At 40.7% G+C, this 13,921-nt stretch carries 12 protein-coding genes; 11 read left to right on the plus strand and 1 reads right to left on the minus strand.

From position 1 onward, the window contains the following. Nucleotides 1-6 precede the first annotated feature (6 nt). From xseA to spo0A, 10 genes are all read left to right on the plus strand, one after another. Nucleotides 7-1,365: an exodeoxyribonuclease VII large subunit gene (gene xseA, locus ABFG93_RS19510; protein ID WP_347549672.1), complete on the plus strand. Its 1,359-nt coding sequence runs from the start codon at nucleotides 7-9 to the stop codon at nucleotides 1,363-1,365. After that, nucleotides 1,352-1,588: an exodeoxyribonuclease VII small subunit gene (locus ABFG93_RS19515; RefSeq protein ID WP_347549673.1), complete on the plus strand. Its 237-nt coding sequence runs from the start codon at nucleotides 1,352-1,354 to the stop codon at nucleotides 1,586-1,588. Before xseA ends, ABFG93_RS19515 begins: the two co-directional genes overlap by 14 nt. A gap of 11 nt (nucleotides 1,589-1,599) precedes the next feature. Next, nucleotides 1,600-2,466 carry a polyprenyl synthetase family protein gene (locus ABFG93_RS19520; RefSeq protein WP_347552901.1) on the plus strand — a complete coding sequence of 289 codons (867 nt, stop codon included), beginning with the start codon at nucleotides 1,600-1,602 and terminating at the stop codon, nucleotides 2,464-2,466. 772 nt (nucleotides 2,467-3,238) lie between these two features. Continuing rightward, nucleotides 3,239-3,847, plus strand: a complete 609-nt coding sequence (locus tag ABFG93_RS19525) for a hypothetical protein (RefSeq protein WP_347549674.1) — start codon at nucleotides 3,239-3,241, stop codon at nucleotides 3,845-3,847. Nucleotides 3,848-3,866: 19 nt separating this feature from the next. Beyond that, nucleotides 3,867-5,759 carry a 1-deoxy-D-xylulose-5-phosphate synthase gene (gene dxs / locus ABFG93_RS19530; RefSeq protein WP_347549675.1) on the plus strand — a complete coding sequence of 631 codons (1,893 nt, stop codon included), beginning with the start codon at nucleotides 3,867-3,869 and terminating at the stop codon, nucleotides 5,757-5,759. Between the two features lie 6 nt (nucleotides 5,760-5,765). Beyond that, complete coding sequence (locus ABFG93_RS19535; RefSeq protein WP_347549676.1) at nucleotides 5,766-6,572, plus strand: TlyA family RNA methyltransferase; 807 nt, start codon at nucleotides 5,766-5,768, stop codon at nucleotides 6,570-6,572. 131 nt (nucleotides 6,573-6,703) lie between these two features. Then, nucleotides 6,704-7,153, plus strand: coding sequence for a transcriptional regulator AhrC/ArgR (gene ahrC / locus ABFG93_RS19540; protein WP_347549677.1), 450 nt, complete (start codon nucleotides 6,704-6,706; stop codon nucleotides 7,151-7,153). 29 nt (nucleotides 7,154-7,182) lie between these two features. Further along, nucleotides 7,183-8,877, plus strand: coding sequence for a DNA repair protein RecN (gene recN, locus ABFG93_RS19545; RefSeq protein WP_347549678.1), 1,695 nt, complete (start codon nucleotides 7,183-7,185; stop codon nucleotides 8,875-8,877). A 124-nt stretch (nucleotides 8,878-9,001) separates the two neighbouring features. Continuing rightward, nucleotides 9,002-10,297 (plus strand): SpoIVB peptidase, encoded by a 1,296-nt coding sequence (gene spoIVB, locus ABFG93_RS19550; protein WP_347549679.1) that lies wholly within the window; start codon nucleotides 9,002-9,004, stop codon nucleotides 10,295-10,297. A 245-nt stretch (nucleotides 10,298-10,542) separates the two neighbouring features. Further along, nucleotides 10,543-11,343 carry a sporulation transcription factor Spo0A gene (spo0A, locus tag ABFG93_RS19555; protein WP_347549680.1) on the plus strand — a complete coding sequence of 267 codons (801 nt, stop codon included), beginning with the start codon at nucleotides 10,543-10,545 and terminating at the stop codon, nucleotides 11,341-11,343. 55 nt (nucleotides 11,344-11,398) lie between these two features. Here spo0A and ABFG93_RS19560 read toward each other — a convergent pair whose 3' ends face one another. Beyond that, nucleotides 11,399-11,638: a DUF2627 domain-containing protein gene (locus tag ABFG93_RS19560; protein WP_347549681.1), complete on the minus strand. Its 240-nt coding sequence runs from the start codon at nucleotides 11,636-11,638 to the stop codon at nucleotides 11,399-11,401. Between the two features lie 184 nt (nucleotides 11,639-11,822). On the opposite strand from ABFG93_RS19560, the gene ABFG93_RS19565 reads away from it, so the two are divergent. Further along, the gene (locus ABFG93_RS19565; RefSeq protein WP_347549682.1) at nucleotides 11,823-13,889 is read left to right on the plus strand and encodes a sigma 54-interacting transcriptional regulator; all 2,067 of its coding nucleotides are present in this window, start codon (nucleotides 11,823-11,825) and stop codon (nucleotides 13,887-13,889) included. The last annotated feature ends 32 nt before the right edge of the window (nucleotides 13,890-13,921 follow it).

The raw sequence follows: 13,921 nt of genomic DNA on the forward strand, positions 1-13,921 counted from the left end.
GAATGTATGAAAGCTGATCGCTATATCACAGTAACTGCCCTCACAAGGCATGTGAAGCGGATGATTGATAATGAACCTGCGCTTCAGGATGTCTGGCTTCGAGGTGAATTATCGAACGTTAAGCTTCATAATAGAGGGCATTTATACTTTACAGTGAAAGATGATAAGTCACGTGTGCAGGCGGTTATGTTTGCAGGAAACAATCGCCATATGAAGTTCAAACCAGAAAGTGGTATGAAGGTTCTGATACGAGGTGAAATTTCTGTATTTGAGCCCTACGGACAATATCAGTTATACGCCAAAGAAATGCAGCCGGACGGAATAGGGAATCTGTATCTCGCCTACGAAGAATTAAAGCGTAAGCTCGAATTAGAAGGGCTTTTTTCTGAGAATCGCAAGCAACCGATTCCTCGTTACCCAACAGAGATCGGTGTCATTACATCTCCTACAGGTGCCGCTATTCGCGACATCTTCACGACAATTAAGAGGCGCTATCCTGCTGCGAGAATCACTGTGTTTCCCGTGCTTGTTCAGGGTAATAGTGCGAAAGGATCAATTGTACAAGCCATTCAAATGGCTAATGCAATGAATATGCTTGATGTCCTAATTGTTGGACGCGGTGGTGGATCAATTGAAGAACTATGGGCTTTTAATGAAGAATTAGTAGCAAGGAGTATAGCAAATTCAACTATTCCTGTAATTTCAGCTGTTGGTCATGAAACGGACTTTACAATTGCTGATTTTGTAGCGGATTTAAGAGCACCTACTCCTACCGGTGCTGCAGAACTAGCAGTCCCAAGCGTTATCGAGCTGAAAGATCGACTAGAGCAAAGAGTACATAGGTCAACAAGAGCAATGAAAGAAAAACTGCTATCAGAGCGAGAAAGGTTAACAAATCTGCAGAAATCCTATGCTTTTCGGTATCCTGATCAGCTGTTAAGGCAAAAAGAGCAAGAATTAGATTTGCAAGTAGATCGCCTTCAAAAAACAATGAAGCGACTGCTCATCCATACGAATGAGCGCGTCGAACGAAATCACAAACAGCTAATTAAGCAGCATCCTGACCGACTTCTAAAAGAAGCTTCTCTAGAATTGAGTGAATTAAAAAGCTCCTTACATAAGGAGATGCAAAGAGTTCTTAAGGGTAAGCAACGAGATTTTTCACTAGCTGCGGGCAAGTTGAATGCAATGAGCCCACTGAAAGTAATGGAGCGAGGCTACAGTCTTGCTTATAAAGAAGAGGAACTCATTAAATCAGTTAAACAGGTACAACCAGGTGACGTACTTAAAATAGACATGACTGATGGGAAAATTGATTGCCACGTATGGGGAATAGAGGAGAGTGAATCAAATGGAGACAAATGAGAACGTAACGTTTGAAGAAGCAATGCAGAAACTAGAACAAATTGTAGGTGCGCTTGAAGAAGGTAATGTTCCACTTGAAAAAGCAATCTCTCTGTTTCAGGAAGGCATGAACTTATCAAACTTATGCCATGAGAAACTTCAATCAATTGAAGGGAAGATGGATCAGATCGTAGAAGAGAACGGTGAAATTAAACGTTTCTCAGTACAGGAGGATGAAGCGTGACCTCTGATTTAATGGCTTATATGAATAAAAAAAAAGAGCTTCTGGATCATAAGCTTCCAGCCTTTATTGAAAGTGTTGAGATGCCTGAGTCGTTAAAAGACGCTATGATTTATTCCATAAATGCCGGGGGAAAGCGAATTAGACCGATTCTAATGCTTGCTACTGTAGAAGCATTTGGTGAATCGATTGAAGAGGCCATTCCTGTTGCATGTGCAGTAGAAATGATTCATACTTATTCTCTTATTCATGATGATCTGCCCGCAATGGATGATGATGACTTAAGAAGAGGTAAGCCGACAAATCATAAAGTGTTTGGAGAAGCGGCTGCTATTCTTTCTGGTGATGCTCTCCTCACCCAGAGTTTCGAAGTTATTGCAGATTCAACTTTGAAAAATGAACAAAAAGTGAAGCTCATTAAGCTGCTTTCTTATTCTGCGGGACCGGCAGGTATGGTCGGTGGTCAAATGGCTGATCTTAACGGAGAGAAGCAGGAATTAACACTTGAACAGCTCGAGTACATTCATCATCATAAAACTGGAAAGCTTCTTGTCTATTCAGTTTTAGCTGGAGCGATTATTGCGAACGCAAATGAAGAGCAGATGGAGCATTTGAAAGAATTTGGGGAACATATGGGCCTTTCCTTTCAAATCAGCGACGATATTCTTGATGTTGAAGGCGATCAGGATAAAATTGGAAAGCTTCCCGGGAGCGATGAAAATAAGGAGAAAAGCACCTATCCTAAACTTCTCACATTAACCGGCGCCAAAGAAAAATTGACCTTTCATTTTGAAGAAGCATTGAAGCATTTAACTGCCACAGGTATAGATGATAAAAGATTAGAATCGATTGCAAAGTTTATTGTAGATCGTGACCATTAACACATATAATTGAGTATTACCATATCCTATGGTATAATAAAATAAGACTGAGTGGTGCAGTATTCTAGTCAGTCCGGCATTTCTGAAGGCGGGCCTAAAAATCCGCCATAGGGCACATCGATGAAGTTCCTGGTGTTGGCTTGAGTCGCCCAGATTTGGGTCGATGCTGGGAGTTAAGGTTGCAGGGCGATCCACAAAGGCATGTGGGCGTTGACCCTGCTTCCGCGGAGGCCCATTCTTGTAGCAGTGCGGTTAACGCTGCCTGCTATGAATTGGGGTATGAACCTGTTTCAGCCGCATGGGAACGCGGTTGAACAGCGTAGCCTGCCTTGAGTGGAGCTAGAGGGGATTATGGATTATTGGAAATTTGCAGCTCGGCCGGCAGCTTTTTTCCTACCACCCATATGAAATCTGCTCTGCAAAAGAGGCTAGGAAATGATCAGGACTGTTGAGGAAAACTCCTAGACTGTTCCGAGTGACACTTAAAGGGGATTATAGTGCGGACTAAGTGGTAATCCAGTCTAGCGCATGGTGACACGCTAAGACGGATGTAAAGGGAAACCGCCTGAATGGCGACGTTCGGGTATCCGTTTGGGAAAACCTACTGGACCTAAGCCGCAGTCTTTACTCTTTAAGTGACCACTCTGCGATACATACGACAACAGGGGTGTTCAGCTGACAGGGAACAGGGGGCATTTATCTGACCCCTTGGGCTCCCTGTTAGTTTTGAACACCTATTTTTATGTGATTATATAATGGACAAGGAGTAGATATGAAAGCATCCGTATCAAAATCCATAAACTGGAGTTTAGCTATTGCCGTTATCACACTTGTGTTAGCGGCTATTTTTTCAATTATATCAACTGCTGTTTTAAGTGGTGTATCGTGGGCAATTGGTATGCTCGTTGTTCTATTAATCGTTCTGATAGGCATTTTCTTTGATACAATAGGTGTAGCCTCAACAGCAGCAAATGAAGTTCCATTTCATGCGATGGCTGCAGAGCGACTTACTGGTGCCAAGCATGCTATTTTTGTTACTCGAAATGCAGATCGTGTAGCAAGCTTTTGTAATGATGTCATTGGCGATATTTCGGGTATTATAAGTGGTACAGCTTCTGCCACCGTAGTCGTTCAATTGACACTTCAACTTGGACATGGTGAAGGATCTTTGTTTCAATATATAATATCAGTAGTATTTACAAGTATCATTGCAGCGTTAACGGTTGGCGGAAAAGCGCTCGGTAAAACATTTGCCATATACTTTTCAACAGGGATCATCTTTCAAGTTGGACGGTTCCTATATTTTGTAGAAAACACATTTAAAATTAAGATGGTTGGTAATCAGACAAAAAAGAAAAAAGATAACCGTAAATCGAAATAAAGAAGGGGAGGACATTCCCATGGATTTAGAAAAGATTGAGAATCCTAAATTTCTCGAAAATTATGATACCAGTAAAATGACCGAGCTTGCAGAAGAAGTAAGATCTTTTTTAATTAATAAATTATCTGAAACAGGAGGACACCTGGGTCCCAATTTAGGTGTGGTTGAGCTTACCATTGTACTGCATAAAATTTTTGATAGCCCGAAGGATAAATTTATATGGGATGTTGGCCACCAGGCGTACGTCCATAAAATTTTGACTGGCCGAGCTTCAAAATTTGATACATTGCGTAAGTATAAGGGGTTATGTGGCTTTCCGAAGCGAAATGAAAGTGAGCACGATGTCTGGGAGACCGGACATAGTTCAACATCCCTTTCAGCAGCAATGGGCATGGCTACTGCTCGAGATATGAAAGGAACCGACGAGAACGTTGTGGCGATTATTGGGGATGGAGCCCTGACTGGTGGTATGGCGTTAGAAGCGCTTAACCATATTGGCCATGAACAAAAAGATCTTCTCGTTATTTTAAATGACAATGAAATGTCAATTGCTCCAAACGTCGGTGCGCTTCATAATGTGCTTGGAAAACTTCGCACGGCTGGTAAATATCACAAAGCGAAGGATGAACTTGAGTATCTGCTTAAGAAAATTCCTGCTTTTGGTGGCGCATTAGCCTCAACAGCTGAACGGGTTAAAGATGCACTTAAATATCTTCTTGTATCGGGAATATTCTTTGAAGAGCTCGGCTTCACATATCTTGGCCCAGTCGATGGCCATGATGTTGAAGCTTTAATGGAAAACATTAAATATGCTAAGAAAACAAAAGGGCCAGTGCTCATTCACGTTCTAACGAAAAAAGGAAAAGGCTATCACCCGGCAGAAAGCGATGAGATTGGTGTATGGCATGGAGTTAGCCCTTATAAAATTGAAGCCGGCGAGCAAATTAAACCAAAAGTCGCAGCTCCAGGATATAGCAAGGTTGTAAGTGAAACTGTGCGTAAGCTTGCAGAAAAGGATGATCGTATTTCAGTGATTACTCCTGCGATGACAGTTGGCTCGAAGTGGGAAGCTTTTGAGAAGCAGTTTCCTGAGAGGCTTTTTGATGTTGGGATTGCAGAACAACATGCGACAACAATGGCTGCTGGACTTGCTACACAAGACCTTAAGCCGGTATTATCGATTTATTCAACCTTTCTGCAGCGCGCTTATGACCAATTAGTTCATGATGTATGCAGACAAAACCTAAACGTATTTCTAGCAGTAGATCGTTCAGGACTTGTTGGTGCTGATGGTGAAACGCACCAGGGTGTTTTTGATGTATCATTCCTACGCCATTTGCCTAACATGGTATTAATGATGGCAAAAGACGAAAATGAGCTTCAGCACATGGTTTATACCGGACTTAAGTACAATCAAGGACCTATTGCGGTTCGCTATCCGAGAGGAAATGGGATCGGTACTAAAATGGATGAAGAGCTGAAGGAAATTTCAATTGGTTCCTGGGAAGTTATTCGGGACGGTTCTGATGTCGCACTATTGTCATTTGGTCCAACTCTACAGGATCTACTAAAAGCAGCTGATATACTTGAAAAAGAAGGAATTTCAGCGCGTGTAGTGAATGCACGCTTCATTAAACCTTTAGACGAGAAAATGATGGCTGAACTAATGCAAGAGGGTATTCCAATGCTAACCGTTGAGGAAGCAATTCTACAAGGTGGTTTTGGCAGTGCGGTTCTCGAATATGTGAACGATAGTGGTTATCAGCACGGAACCATTCAAAGAATGGGGATTCCTGATGCTTATATTGAGCACGGTAGCGTTAGTGAGTTGCTTGAAGAAATTGGATTAACACCTGAAGATATTGCTACGAAAGCAAAAAAAACGATTCCAGCAAAACAAAAGAGGGCATAAAAAGGCATGGCAAAAAAAGAAAGACTTGATGTAATTCTTGTTAATCGAGGACTTATCGATACAAGAGAAAAAGCAAAAAGGGCAATCATGGCTGGCCTTGTATATTCTGAAACGGAAAGAATGGACAAACCTGGCGTGAAAGTAAATGAGGATATCAGTTTGCAAATAAAAGGCGATACACTTAGATACGTTGGACGGGGCGGATTAAAGCTTGAAAAGGCGATTGAGGTCTTCTCGCTTCAGCCGGAAGGTAAAATTGTTCTCGACATTGGATCATCCACTGGTGGCTTTACAGATTGCGCGCTTCAAAACGGAGCATCTCTCGTCTATGCGTTAGATGTTGGATATAACCAACTTGCCTGGAAGCTACGTGTTGACGATCGAGTGATCGTTAAGGAAAGAACGAACTTCCGCTATTCAGTAAAGGAAGACTTTACAAGCGGCTTACCTGATTTAGCAACAATCGACGTCTCATTTATATCATTGAAACTGATTTTACCAGTTCTTAAAGAAATATTAAAAGAAAATGGTGAGGTTGTGGCGCTCGTTAAACCCCAGTTTGAGGCGGGGCGAGGTGAAGTAGGAAAGAAAGGCATTGTTCGCGATAAGAAAATTCATCTTCGCGTCCTAACGGAAATGATGGACTTTGCTACACGGGAAGGGTACCAGGTCAATGGTATATCTTTCTCACCTATTACAGGCGGAGAAGGAAACATTGAATTTTTGCTTTATCTTGGATGGAAGCAAAATCGCACCTCTATGAACGTACCTTTAGCAGAAGAAATAGTAGAGCAAGCCCATCAACAGCTATAAAGGATACACCATGTGTGTCCTTTTTTAATACCTTTTTAGAATGAATATTTATGAATGGCTATACAAAAATGAGGCAGGAATATATAATAGTGCTGTCACAATTACTTACCGGAATTTCTGGAGGTTTTACAATGAATAAAGGACAACGCCATATTCGAATTCGTGAATTGATTGCTAACCAGGATGTAGAAACACAGGACGAGCTTGTGTATTGCCTGAAAAGTGCAGGCTTCAATGTAACGCAGGCAACAGTTTCTCGTGATATTAAAGAGCTTCATCTTGTTAAAGTGCCGACAATAGATGGAAGATACAAGTACAGTCTTCCTGCAGATCAGCGCTTTAATCCACTTCAAAAGCTGAAAAGAACCCTAACAGACGCGTTTATTAGTATTGATCACGCTGATCACCTTATTGTTATGAAAACGCTTCCGGGTAATGCGAATGCCATCGGTGCTTTGATAGACAATCTGGATTGGGAAGAGATCATGGGAAACATAAGCGGAGATGATACAATTCTTATTATTTGTAAGAGTGCTGAAGCCGCTCCTATGCTATCTCAACGCTTTATTGATATGCTATAGGTGATAACGATCTTTGAAGGTGGGAGAATATGTTAGCGGAACTATCCATTCGTAATTTTGCGATTATAGAAGCAATCACTGTTTCGTTTGATCGCGGCTTAACTGTGCTTACAGGAGAAACCGGTGCAGGAAAATCGATCATTATTGATGCCATTGGATTACTTGTAGGCGGCAGAGGTTCGGCCGAATTCGTTCGTTATGGTACAAAAAAGGCTGAAATTGAAGGGTTGTTTCATATCGATCCTGGTCATCCAACTGTTCAAAAGTTAGAAGATGTTGGTATTGAGTTTATGGATGATATGGTCGTTTTACGAAGAGATATTTCAAATGCAGGTAAAAGTATTTGCAGAGTAAACGGCAAATTAGTGACACTAGGCATTTTAAGAGAAATTGGACAAACGCTTATTGACATCCATGGGCAGCATGAGCATCAGGATCTCATGCAACCAGATAAACATTTATCACTCCTTGATCAGTTTGGCGATGGATCAATTGCCCCGGCCTTAACAGAATACAGGGAAGTTTATCAGCGCTATAAGAAAATTACACAGCAGATGAAGAATTTGACTGAAAATGAGCAGCAAATGGCTCACAGGCTTGACCTTATTCAATATCAGCTTGAAGAAATCACTAAAGCAGAGCTTGTGCCGAATGAAGATGAAGAGTTAATGGAAGAAAAGTTGCGCCTCGGAAATTTTGAAAAACTCTTTTCTGCTCTTCAGGATGTGTATCATTCGTTAAGTGGTGATAATAGAGGGCTTGATTGGATAGGTCTTGCTATGTCCCAACTCGAATCAGTGGCAGACCTTGATGAAGAATTAAAAGAATACCATGAAGAAGTCGCTAATCAATTTTATCTTCTTGAAGAAACAGCTGGTAAATTAAATACATACCGTGACCAACTTGAATTTGATCCTGCACGTTTAGATTTTGTTGAAGAGCGTTTAAATGAAATACAGGTTCTAAAAAGAAAATATGGTGAATCTGTAGGGGATATCCTTGAATATGCAGCCTTGATTGAAGATGAAGTGGATGAGCTTATGAATCGAGAAGATCGTGTGCAGGAGCTTGAGGCCAACTTGAAAGGTATGAAGGCAGATCTTACAGTAGAAGCTAAAAACCTGACAGGGCTTCGTAAAAAGGTAGCTTTCGTTCTCGTGGATTCGATTCATCATGAGCTTAGAGATTTGTATATGGAAAAAACGGAATTTGCCATCCATTTTAATGAAAATTTGACTAAAAAAGAGATGTTTCATTTTTCTGGAGTTGACGATATTGATTTTATGATTTCCACTAATCCCGGAGAGCCATTAAAACAACTTTCTAAAACAGCATCAGGCGGTGAATTATCGAGAATCATGCTTGCGTTAAAATCGATTTTCTCAAAACACCAGGGAATTACCTCAATCATTTTTGATGAGGTGGATACTGGTGTAAGTGGCAGGGTAGCTCAGGCAATGGCAGAGAAAATCCAACGCCTTTCTGCTGGTTCGCAAGTTCTCGTGATAACACATCTTCCACAGGTAGCTGCTATGGCAGATCATCATCTTTACATTTCGAAAGAAGAAACCGGAGAAGGTCGTACGAAGACAAGTGTTGGAAATTTAACAACTGAAGAACAAATTGAAGAACTTGGAAGAATGATATCAGGTGCTGAGATGACTGAACTTACGAAAAAACACGCTCAAGAATTACTCTTACAAGCAAACCAAATTAAATCATGATTTGAAATGCTATCCAACTGTGGGTAGCATTTTCATTTTTGCAGGTTATAATAACGGCCTGTGAAGGCAAAATTATAGATACAGCCATGTTGGAGGTGTGGGCAAGAGCGAGGAGAGTGAAAGATTGAAGACAGATATATTTCGTAAATTGTTAGGCGTAGTTCTCCTTGGTTTTCTAATTGCACTGGGGTTTTCAAAACCAGTACAATTATTTTTATCGATTCCAGATGAGATCGTTATGTTTGAAGGAGATCAGACCACTATCTCATCTGTTAAACCTGCTGTGGTATCGGTTGCGAGTTCTGACATCGTAAATGTTGATCAGTCGGAAAACGTTGTAACAATCAATGGAGAAAGCAGCGGTTCGGATATACTTGACTTAACAGTAGGAGATCTCCCAGTTAAAAAGGTGGATGTGAAAGTTCTTCCTGACTTTAAAGTTATCCCGGGTGGTCAATCAATCGGTGTAAAGCTTAACACGCGAGGTGTTTTAGTTGTAGGTCATCACCTGATTCATACGAATCAAGGAGATCGATCACCAGGAGAAATAGCTGATATTCAAGTTGGAGATATTATAACGAAAATTAATGGACAGTCTGTACAGAAAATGAGTGACATAGGGTCAATCGTAAAGAAAGCTGGTAGTGATGGTAATGCGCTTGAAGTAACAATCGTGAGAGAAAACAAGGAATTAAGTAAAAAATTAGTTCCTGTTAAAGATAAGCAGAACGCAGCGTATCGAATTGGTTTGTATATCCGTGATTCTGCAGCAGGTGTGGGCACACTCACTTTTTATCATCCCAATACTAAAAAGTATGGAGCATTAGGGCATGTGATATCCGATATGGATACAAAAAAACCAATTGTCGTACATCATGGAGAGATCTATCCTTCTTCCGTTACGTCAATTGAAAAAGGTACCAATGGTCACCCCGGAGAAAAACTGGCGAGATTTTCAAAAACAGAACAAAAACTGGGGACGATCACGCGTAATAGTCCGTTTGGCATATTTGGTGAAATGAATATCGAATTAAAAAAGGGTATGTATGATAAGCCGATGCCAATTGCTCTTTCACATCAGGTGAAAGAAGGACCAGCGAAGATTCTAACAGTTGTAAAAGGTAGTGAAGTAAAAGCGTATGACGTTGAAGTTGTAAGTTCGATTCCGCAAAAATTTCCTGCTACAAAGGGAATGGTAATCAAAGTAACCGATCCTGAACTGCTAAAAGAAACTGGCGGCATTGTTCAGGGAATGAGCGGAAGTCCAATCATTCAAAACGGTAAAGTGATAGGGGCAGTTACTCACGTTTTTGTAAATGATTCCACGTCCGGTTATGGTGTTCACATCGAATGGATGCTTGAGGAAGCCGGGATTAACATTTATCAAAAGGGTCAAAATGAAAAGCGAACAGCGAGCTGAAAAAAAAGCTCTCTGTTCGCTTTCTTTCATATTCTAACCGTGATATACTGTGGAAGAAGAAAATTCGACAAAATTGAAAGAGTATTCTGAAATTGTTGAAAAGGAAAGTAAACTGATGAAATAAAGAGATATATGATGAAATAATATCGTTTATAAAAGTTTTTAGAAAACTTTAGAGGAAAATTACTAATCCCGTTGAATGTCTATACTACCGTAATCAAACTTGTGGAAGGAGAGACGGAACCGTGCAAAAAATAAAAGTATGTCTTGCTGATGATAACCGCGAATTAGTTAATTTAATTGAGGAATATATGTCACGACAGGAGGATATGGAGGTAGTTGGAACTGCTTCAAATGGTCAGGAATGCTTGGAAGTGCTAGAAGATGAAAAACCTGATGTTCTCGTACTCGATATTATTATGCCTCACCTCGATGGTCTTGCTGTTCTTGAACGTTTAAGAGAAATGAACTATACGTGCAGCGTAATTATGCTCACTGCATTTGGGCAAGAAGATGTTACTAAGAAAGCGGTTGACCTTGGGGCTTCTTACTTTATTCTTAAACCATTTGACATGGATAACCTTGCAAGTCACGTCAGGCAGGTAAGTGGAAAGAAAACCACATTTACTTCAAGCAGTGGAGGGTACAAACGCCAGCCACGCGAAAACAGACCAAGGAATCTAGATGCAAGCATTACAAGCATTATTCATGAAATTGGTGTGCCTGCCCATATTAAAGGATACATGTACTTAAGGGAAGCGATTACAATGGTTTACAATGACATCGAACTGCTTGGGTCGATTACAAAAGTTCTTTATCCTGATATTGCTAAGAAGTTTAACACAACATCATCACGAGTGGAGCGAGCGATTCGTCATGCGATCGAAGTTGCGTGGAGCAGAGGTAATGTGGAATCCATCTCTAATTTGTTTGGTTATACGGTGAGCATGTCTAAAGCAAAACCAACAAATTCAGAGTTCATCGCCATGGTTGCCGACAAGCTTCGGATTGAACACAACTCGGATAATTATTCTCATAGCAGGTAATTAGCACTATTACTTAACTTAAAAAACAAAGCCCCAACTTGCGGGCTTTGTTTTTTTAGCGTTTTTTTGAAGAAAATCGTTCCTGCACTTTGTGGCGTTTCCGATCACGATAGAAGATAAATCCGCCAACAAATGAAAGACCCAGGATAAGAAAGATGAGGCCAAGTATAAATTGAACAATGAGAGAGGTAAATGGAGGGTTTAATACGCCGAACAAAACATCTCTCATTAATTTAATGCCAATCACACCGAATATACCGGGGATCAAAACAATAAGCAAAGCGATTAAACGCATTGGTGGTGCACCCTTTCTACACATATCACTATAATCATTGTAGCGGAGTAACATTGTTATGTCTATGTATGCGATAAGGGGTCTTTAACAGAAAAAAATACCGTGCATGATTTGTCAAAATAACAAAAGACATGTATGATTAGTATGAAATATATTGCATGTATGGAATGCAGGTGATGAATAGTTGCGTAAGTGTATGATTGTAGGTGCTGGTAAAGGTGGTCAGGCGCTTCTCAATATACTAAGAGAAACAGAGATGATGGAAGTAATAGCAATTGCTGACTGTGATATGAAGGCGCCGGGCATTACTGTCGCCCGTGAAGCCGGAATTGCCGTTTATTCTGATTGGAAAGAACCGTTAGATCTTTATGAAATCGATGTCATTATTGAAGCTACTGGAATTGAAGCGGTATTTGAAGAAGTTAGAGATAAGCGAGAGAAACACACTGTCTTAATTCCTGGATCTGTAGCTAATATTGTGCTTAATTTAATTGAAGAAAAAGAAGTATTAATTGATACATTACAGCATCAGTCAAAGCAGCAGGAGATCATTCTAGATTCTACTCATGACGGTATGATTGCTATAAATGTAGATGAGAAAGTAACGCTTTTTAACCGAAGTGCTGAAAGAATCACAGGGATTAGTAAAGAAGATGCAACCGGTAAATTAATTGATTCGCTTATGGCGTCCAGTAAATTACCGAGAGTTCTTGCCTCAGGAGAGCCGGAAGTCAATCAAAAACAGCTTCTGCCAAACGGTAAAAGAATTGTTACAACCAGAATACCCATGTTTGACGATGAAAGAAAGCGCATTGGAGCACTGGCTGTTTTCAAGGATATGACGGCAATTGAAGAAATGGCTCAAGAAGTGACCAACTTGAAAAGTGTTCAGTCGATGCTTGAAGCGATTATCCAATCTTCAGATGAAGCTATATCTGTTGTAGACGAAGATGGAAAAGGGTTGATGATTAACCCTGCTTATACAAGACTTACGGGACTTGACAAAAATCAGGTGATTGGAAAACCGGCGAGTACGGATATTTCTGAGGGGGAAAGCATGCACATGCGTGTACTTCGAACACGGAAGCCTGTTCGAGGGGTGCAAATGAAAGTAGGTCCCAAAAAGCGCGAAGTTGTTGTGAATGTTTCCCCTGTAATAGTTGATGGGCGATTAAAAGGAAGCGTTGGAGTGATTCACGATATCTCTGAGCTGCACTCACTTAACAATCAACTTCAACGAGCTAGACAAATCATTCGAACGCTGGAAGCAAAGTATTCATTCGAGGATATTATCGGCGATTCAGAAGAGATGACATTTTCGATTCAACAGGCTAAGTTAGCTGCTTCGACCCCCGCTACAGTCTTACTGCGTGGAGAATCAGGGACAGGGAAAGAATTATTTGCCCACGCGATACATAATGCGAGTGACAGGAAGTACAAAAAGTTCGTTAGAGTGAATTGTGCAGCAATATCTGAGTCGCTATTTGAAAGTGAACTGTTTGGGTATGAAGACGGAGCATTTTCAGGTGCGAGGCAGGGTGGTAAGCGAGGGCTTTTTGAAGAAGCAAATGGCGGAAGCATCTTTTTAGATGAAATAGGCGAAGTATCTCTTGGAACACAGGCGAAATTACTTCGCGTTCTTCAGGAACGCGAAATTGTCCGCGTGGGCGGGGCAAAACCTATTTCGATCAACGTTAGGATTATCGCAGCAACAAACGCGAAGCTTGAAAAAAGAATAATAGATGGTTCATTTAGGGAAGATTTATACTATCGATTAAATCGTCTTCCCATCCAAATCACTCCTTTAAGGCAGCGAAAAGAAGATATTGCTGCACTTGCGAAGCATTTGCTTGCGAAAATTAATCAAGATTATGGAAGGAACGTTGAGGGAATTACCCCTGCTGCGGTTGATTACTTCAAACAGTATGATTGGCCAGGAAACGTAAGAGAATTTGAAAACGTCCTTGGAAGAATCGTTATCCATATGGATCCTGCGGAAACTTTAATTGATCTTCATCATCTCCCTTCTCTTTTGAGTGAAAATAAGGATAAAGAATTGCTTTCTGTTGAACGTACACCTGAGATGACGCTGTCTCAACTTGTGGATGAATTTGAAAGAAAGACGATCATTCATACACTTGAACTTTACGAAGGAAATAAAACGGCAACAGCTAGAGCGTTAGGAGTGTCGCTCAGAAATCTTTATTATAAAATGGAGAAGCACGGAATTGAAAAATCCAGCATGCAATAGTTTGCATGGTTTGCAGACATTTGCATATTTAA

Origin of the sequence: Pseudalkalibacillus hwajinpoensis (genome assembly GCF_039851965.1) — a bacterium.
GTDB lineage: Bacteria > Bacillota > Bacilli > Bacillales > Guptibacillaceae > Guptibacillus > Guptibacillus hwajinpoensis_E.

What these genes read in the sequence shown, in the direction of transcription:
- xseA (WP_347549672.1), top strand. Translation starts at nt 7, where the DNA reads ATGAAAGCTGATCGCTATATCACAGTAACTGCCCTCACAAGGCATGTG.
- ABFG93_RS19515 (WP_347549673.1), top strand. Translation starts at nt 1,352, where the DNA reads ATGGAGACAAATGAGAACGTAACGTTTGAAGAAGCAATGCAGAAACTA.
- ABFG93_RS19520 (WP_347552901.1), top strand. Translation starts at nt 1,600, where the DNA reads ATGGCTTATATGAATAAAAAAAAAGAGCTTCTGGATCATAAGCTTCCA.
- ABFG93_RS19525 (WP_347549674.1), top strand. Translation starts at nt 3,239, where the DNA reads ATGAAAGCATCCGTATCAAAATCCATAAACTGGAGTTTAGCTATTGCC.
- dxs (WP_347549675.1), top strand. Translation starts at nt 3,867, where the DNA reads ATGGATTTAGAAAAGATTGAGAATCCTAAATTTCTCGAAAATTATGAT.
- ABFG93_RS19535 (WP_347549676.1), top strand. Translation starts at nt 5,766, where the DNA reads ATGGCAAAAAAAGAAAGACTTGATGTAATTCTTGTTAATCGAGGACTT.
- ahrC (WP_347549677.1), top strand. Translation starts at nt 6,704, where the DNA reads ATGAATAAAGGACAACGCCATATTCGAATTCGTGAATTGATTGCTAAC.
- recN (WP_347549678.1), top strand. Translation starts at nt 7,183, where the DNA reads ATGTTAGCGGAACTATCCATTCGTAATTTTGCGATTATAGAAGCAATC.
- ABFG93_RS19560 (WP_347549681.1), bottom strand. Translation starts at nt 11,638, where the DNA reads ATGCGTTTAATCGCTTTGCTTATTGTTTTGATCCCCGGTATATTCGGT.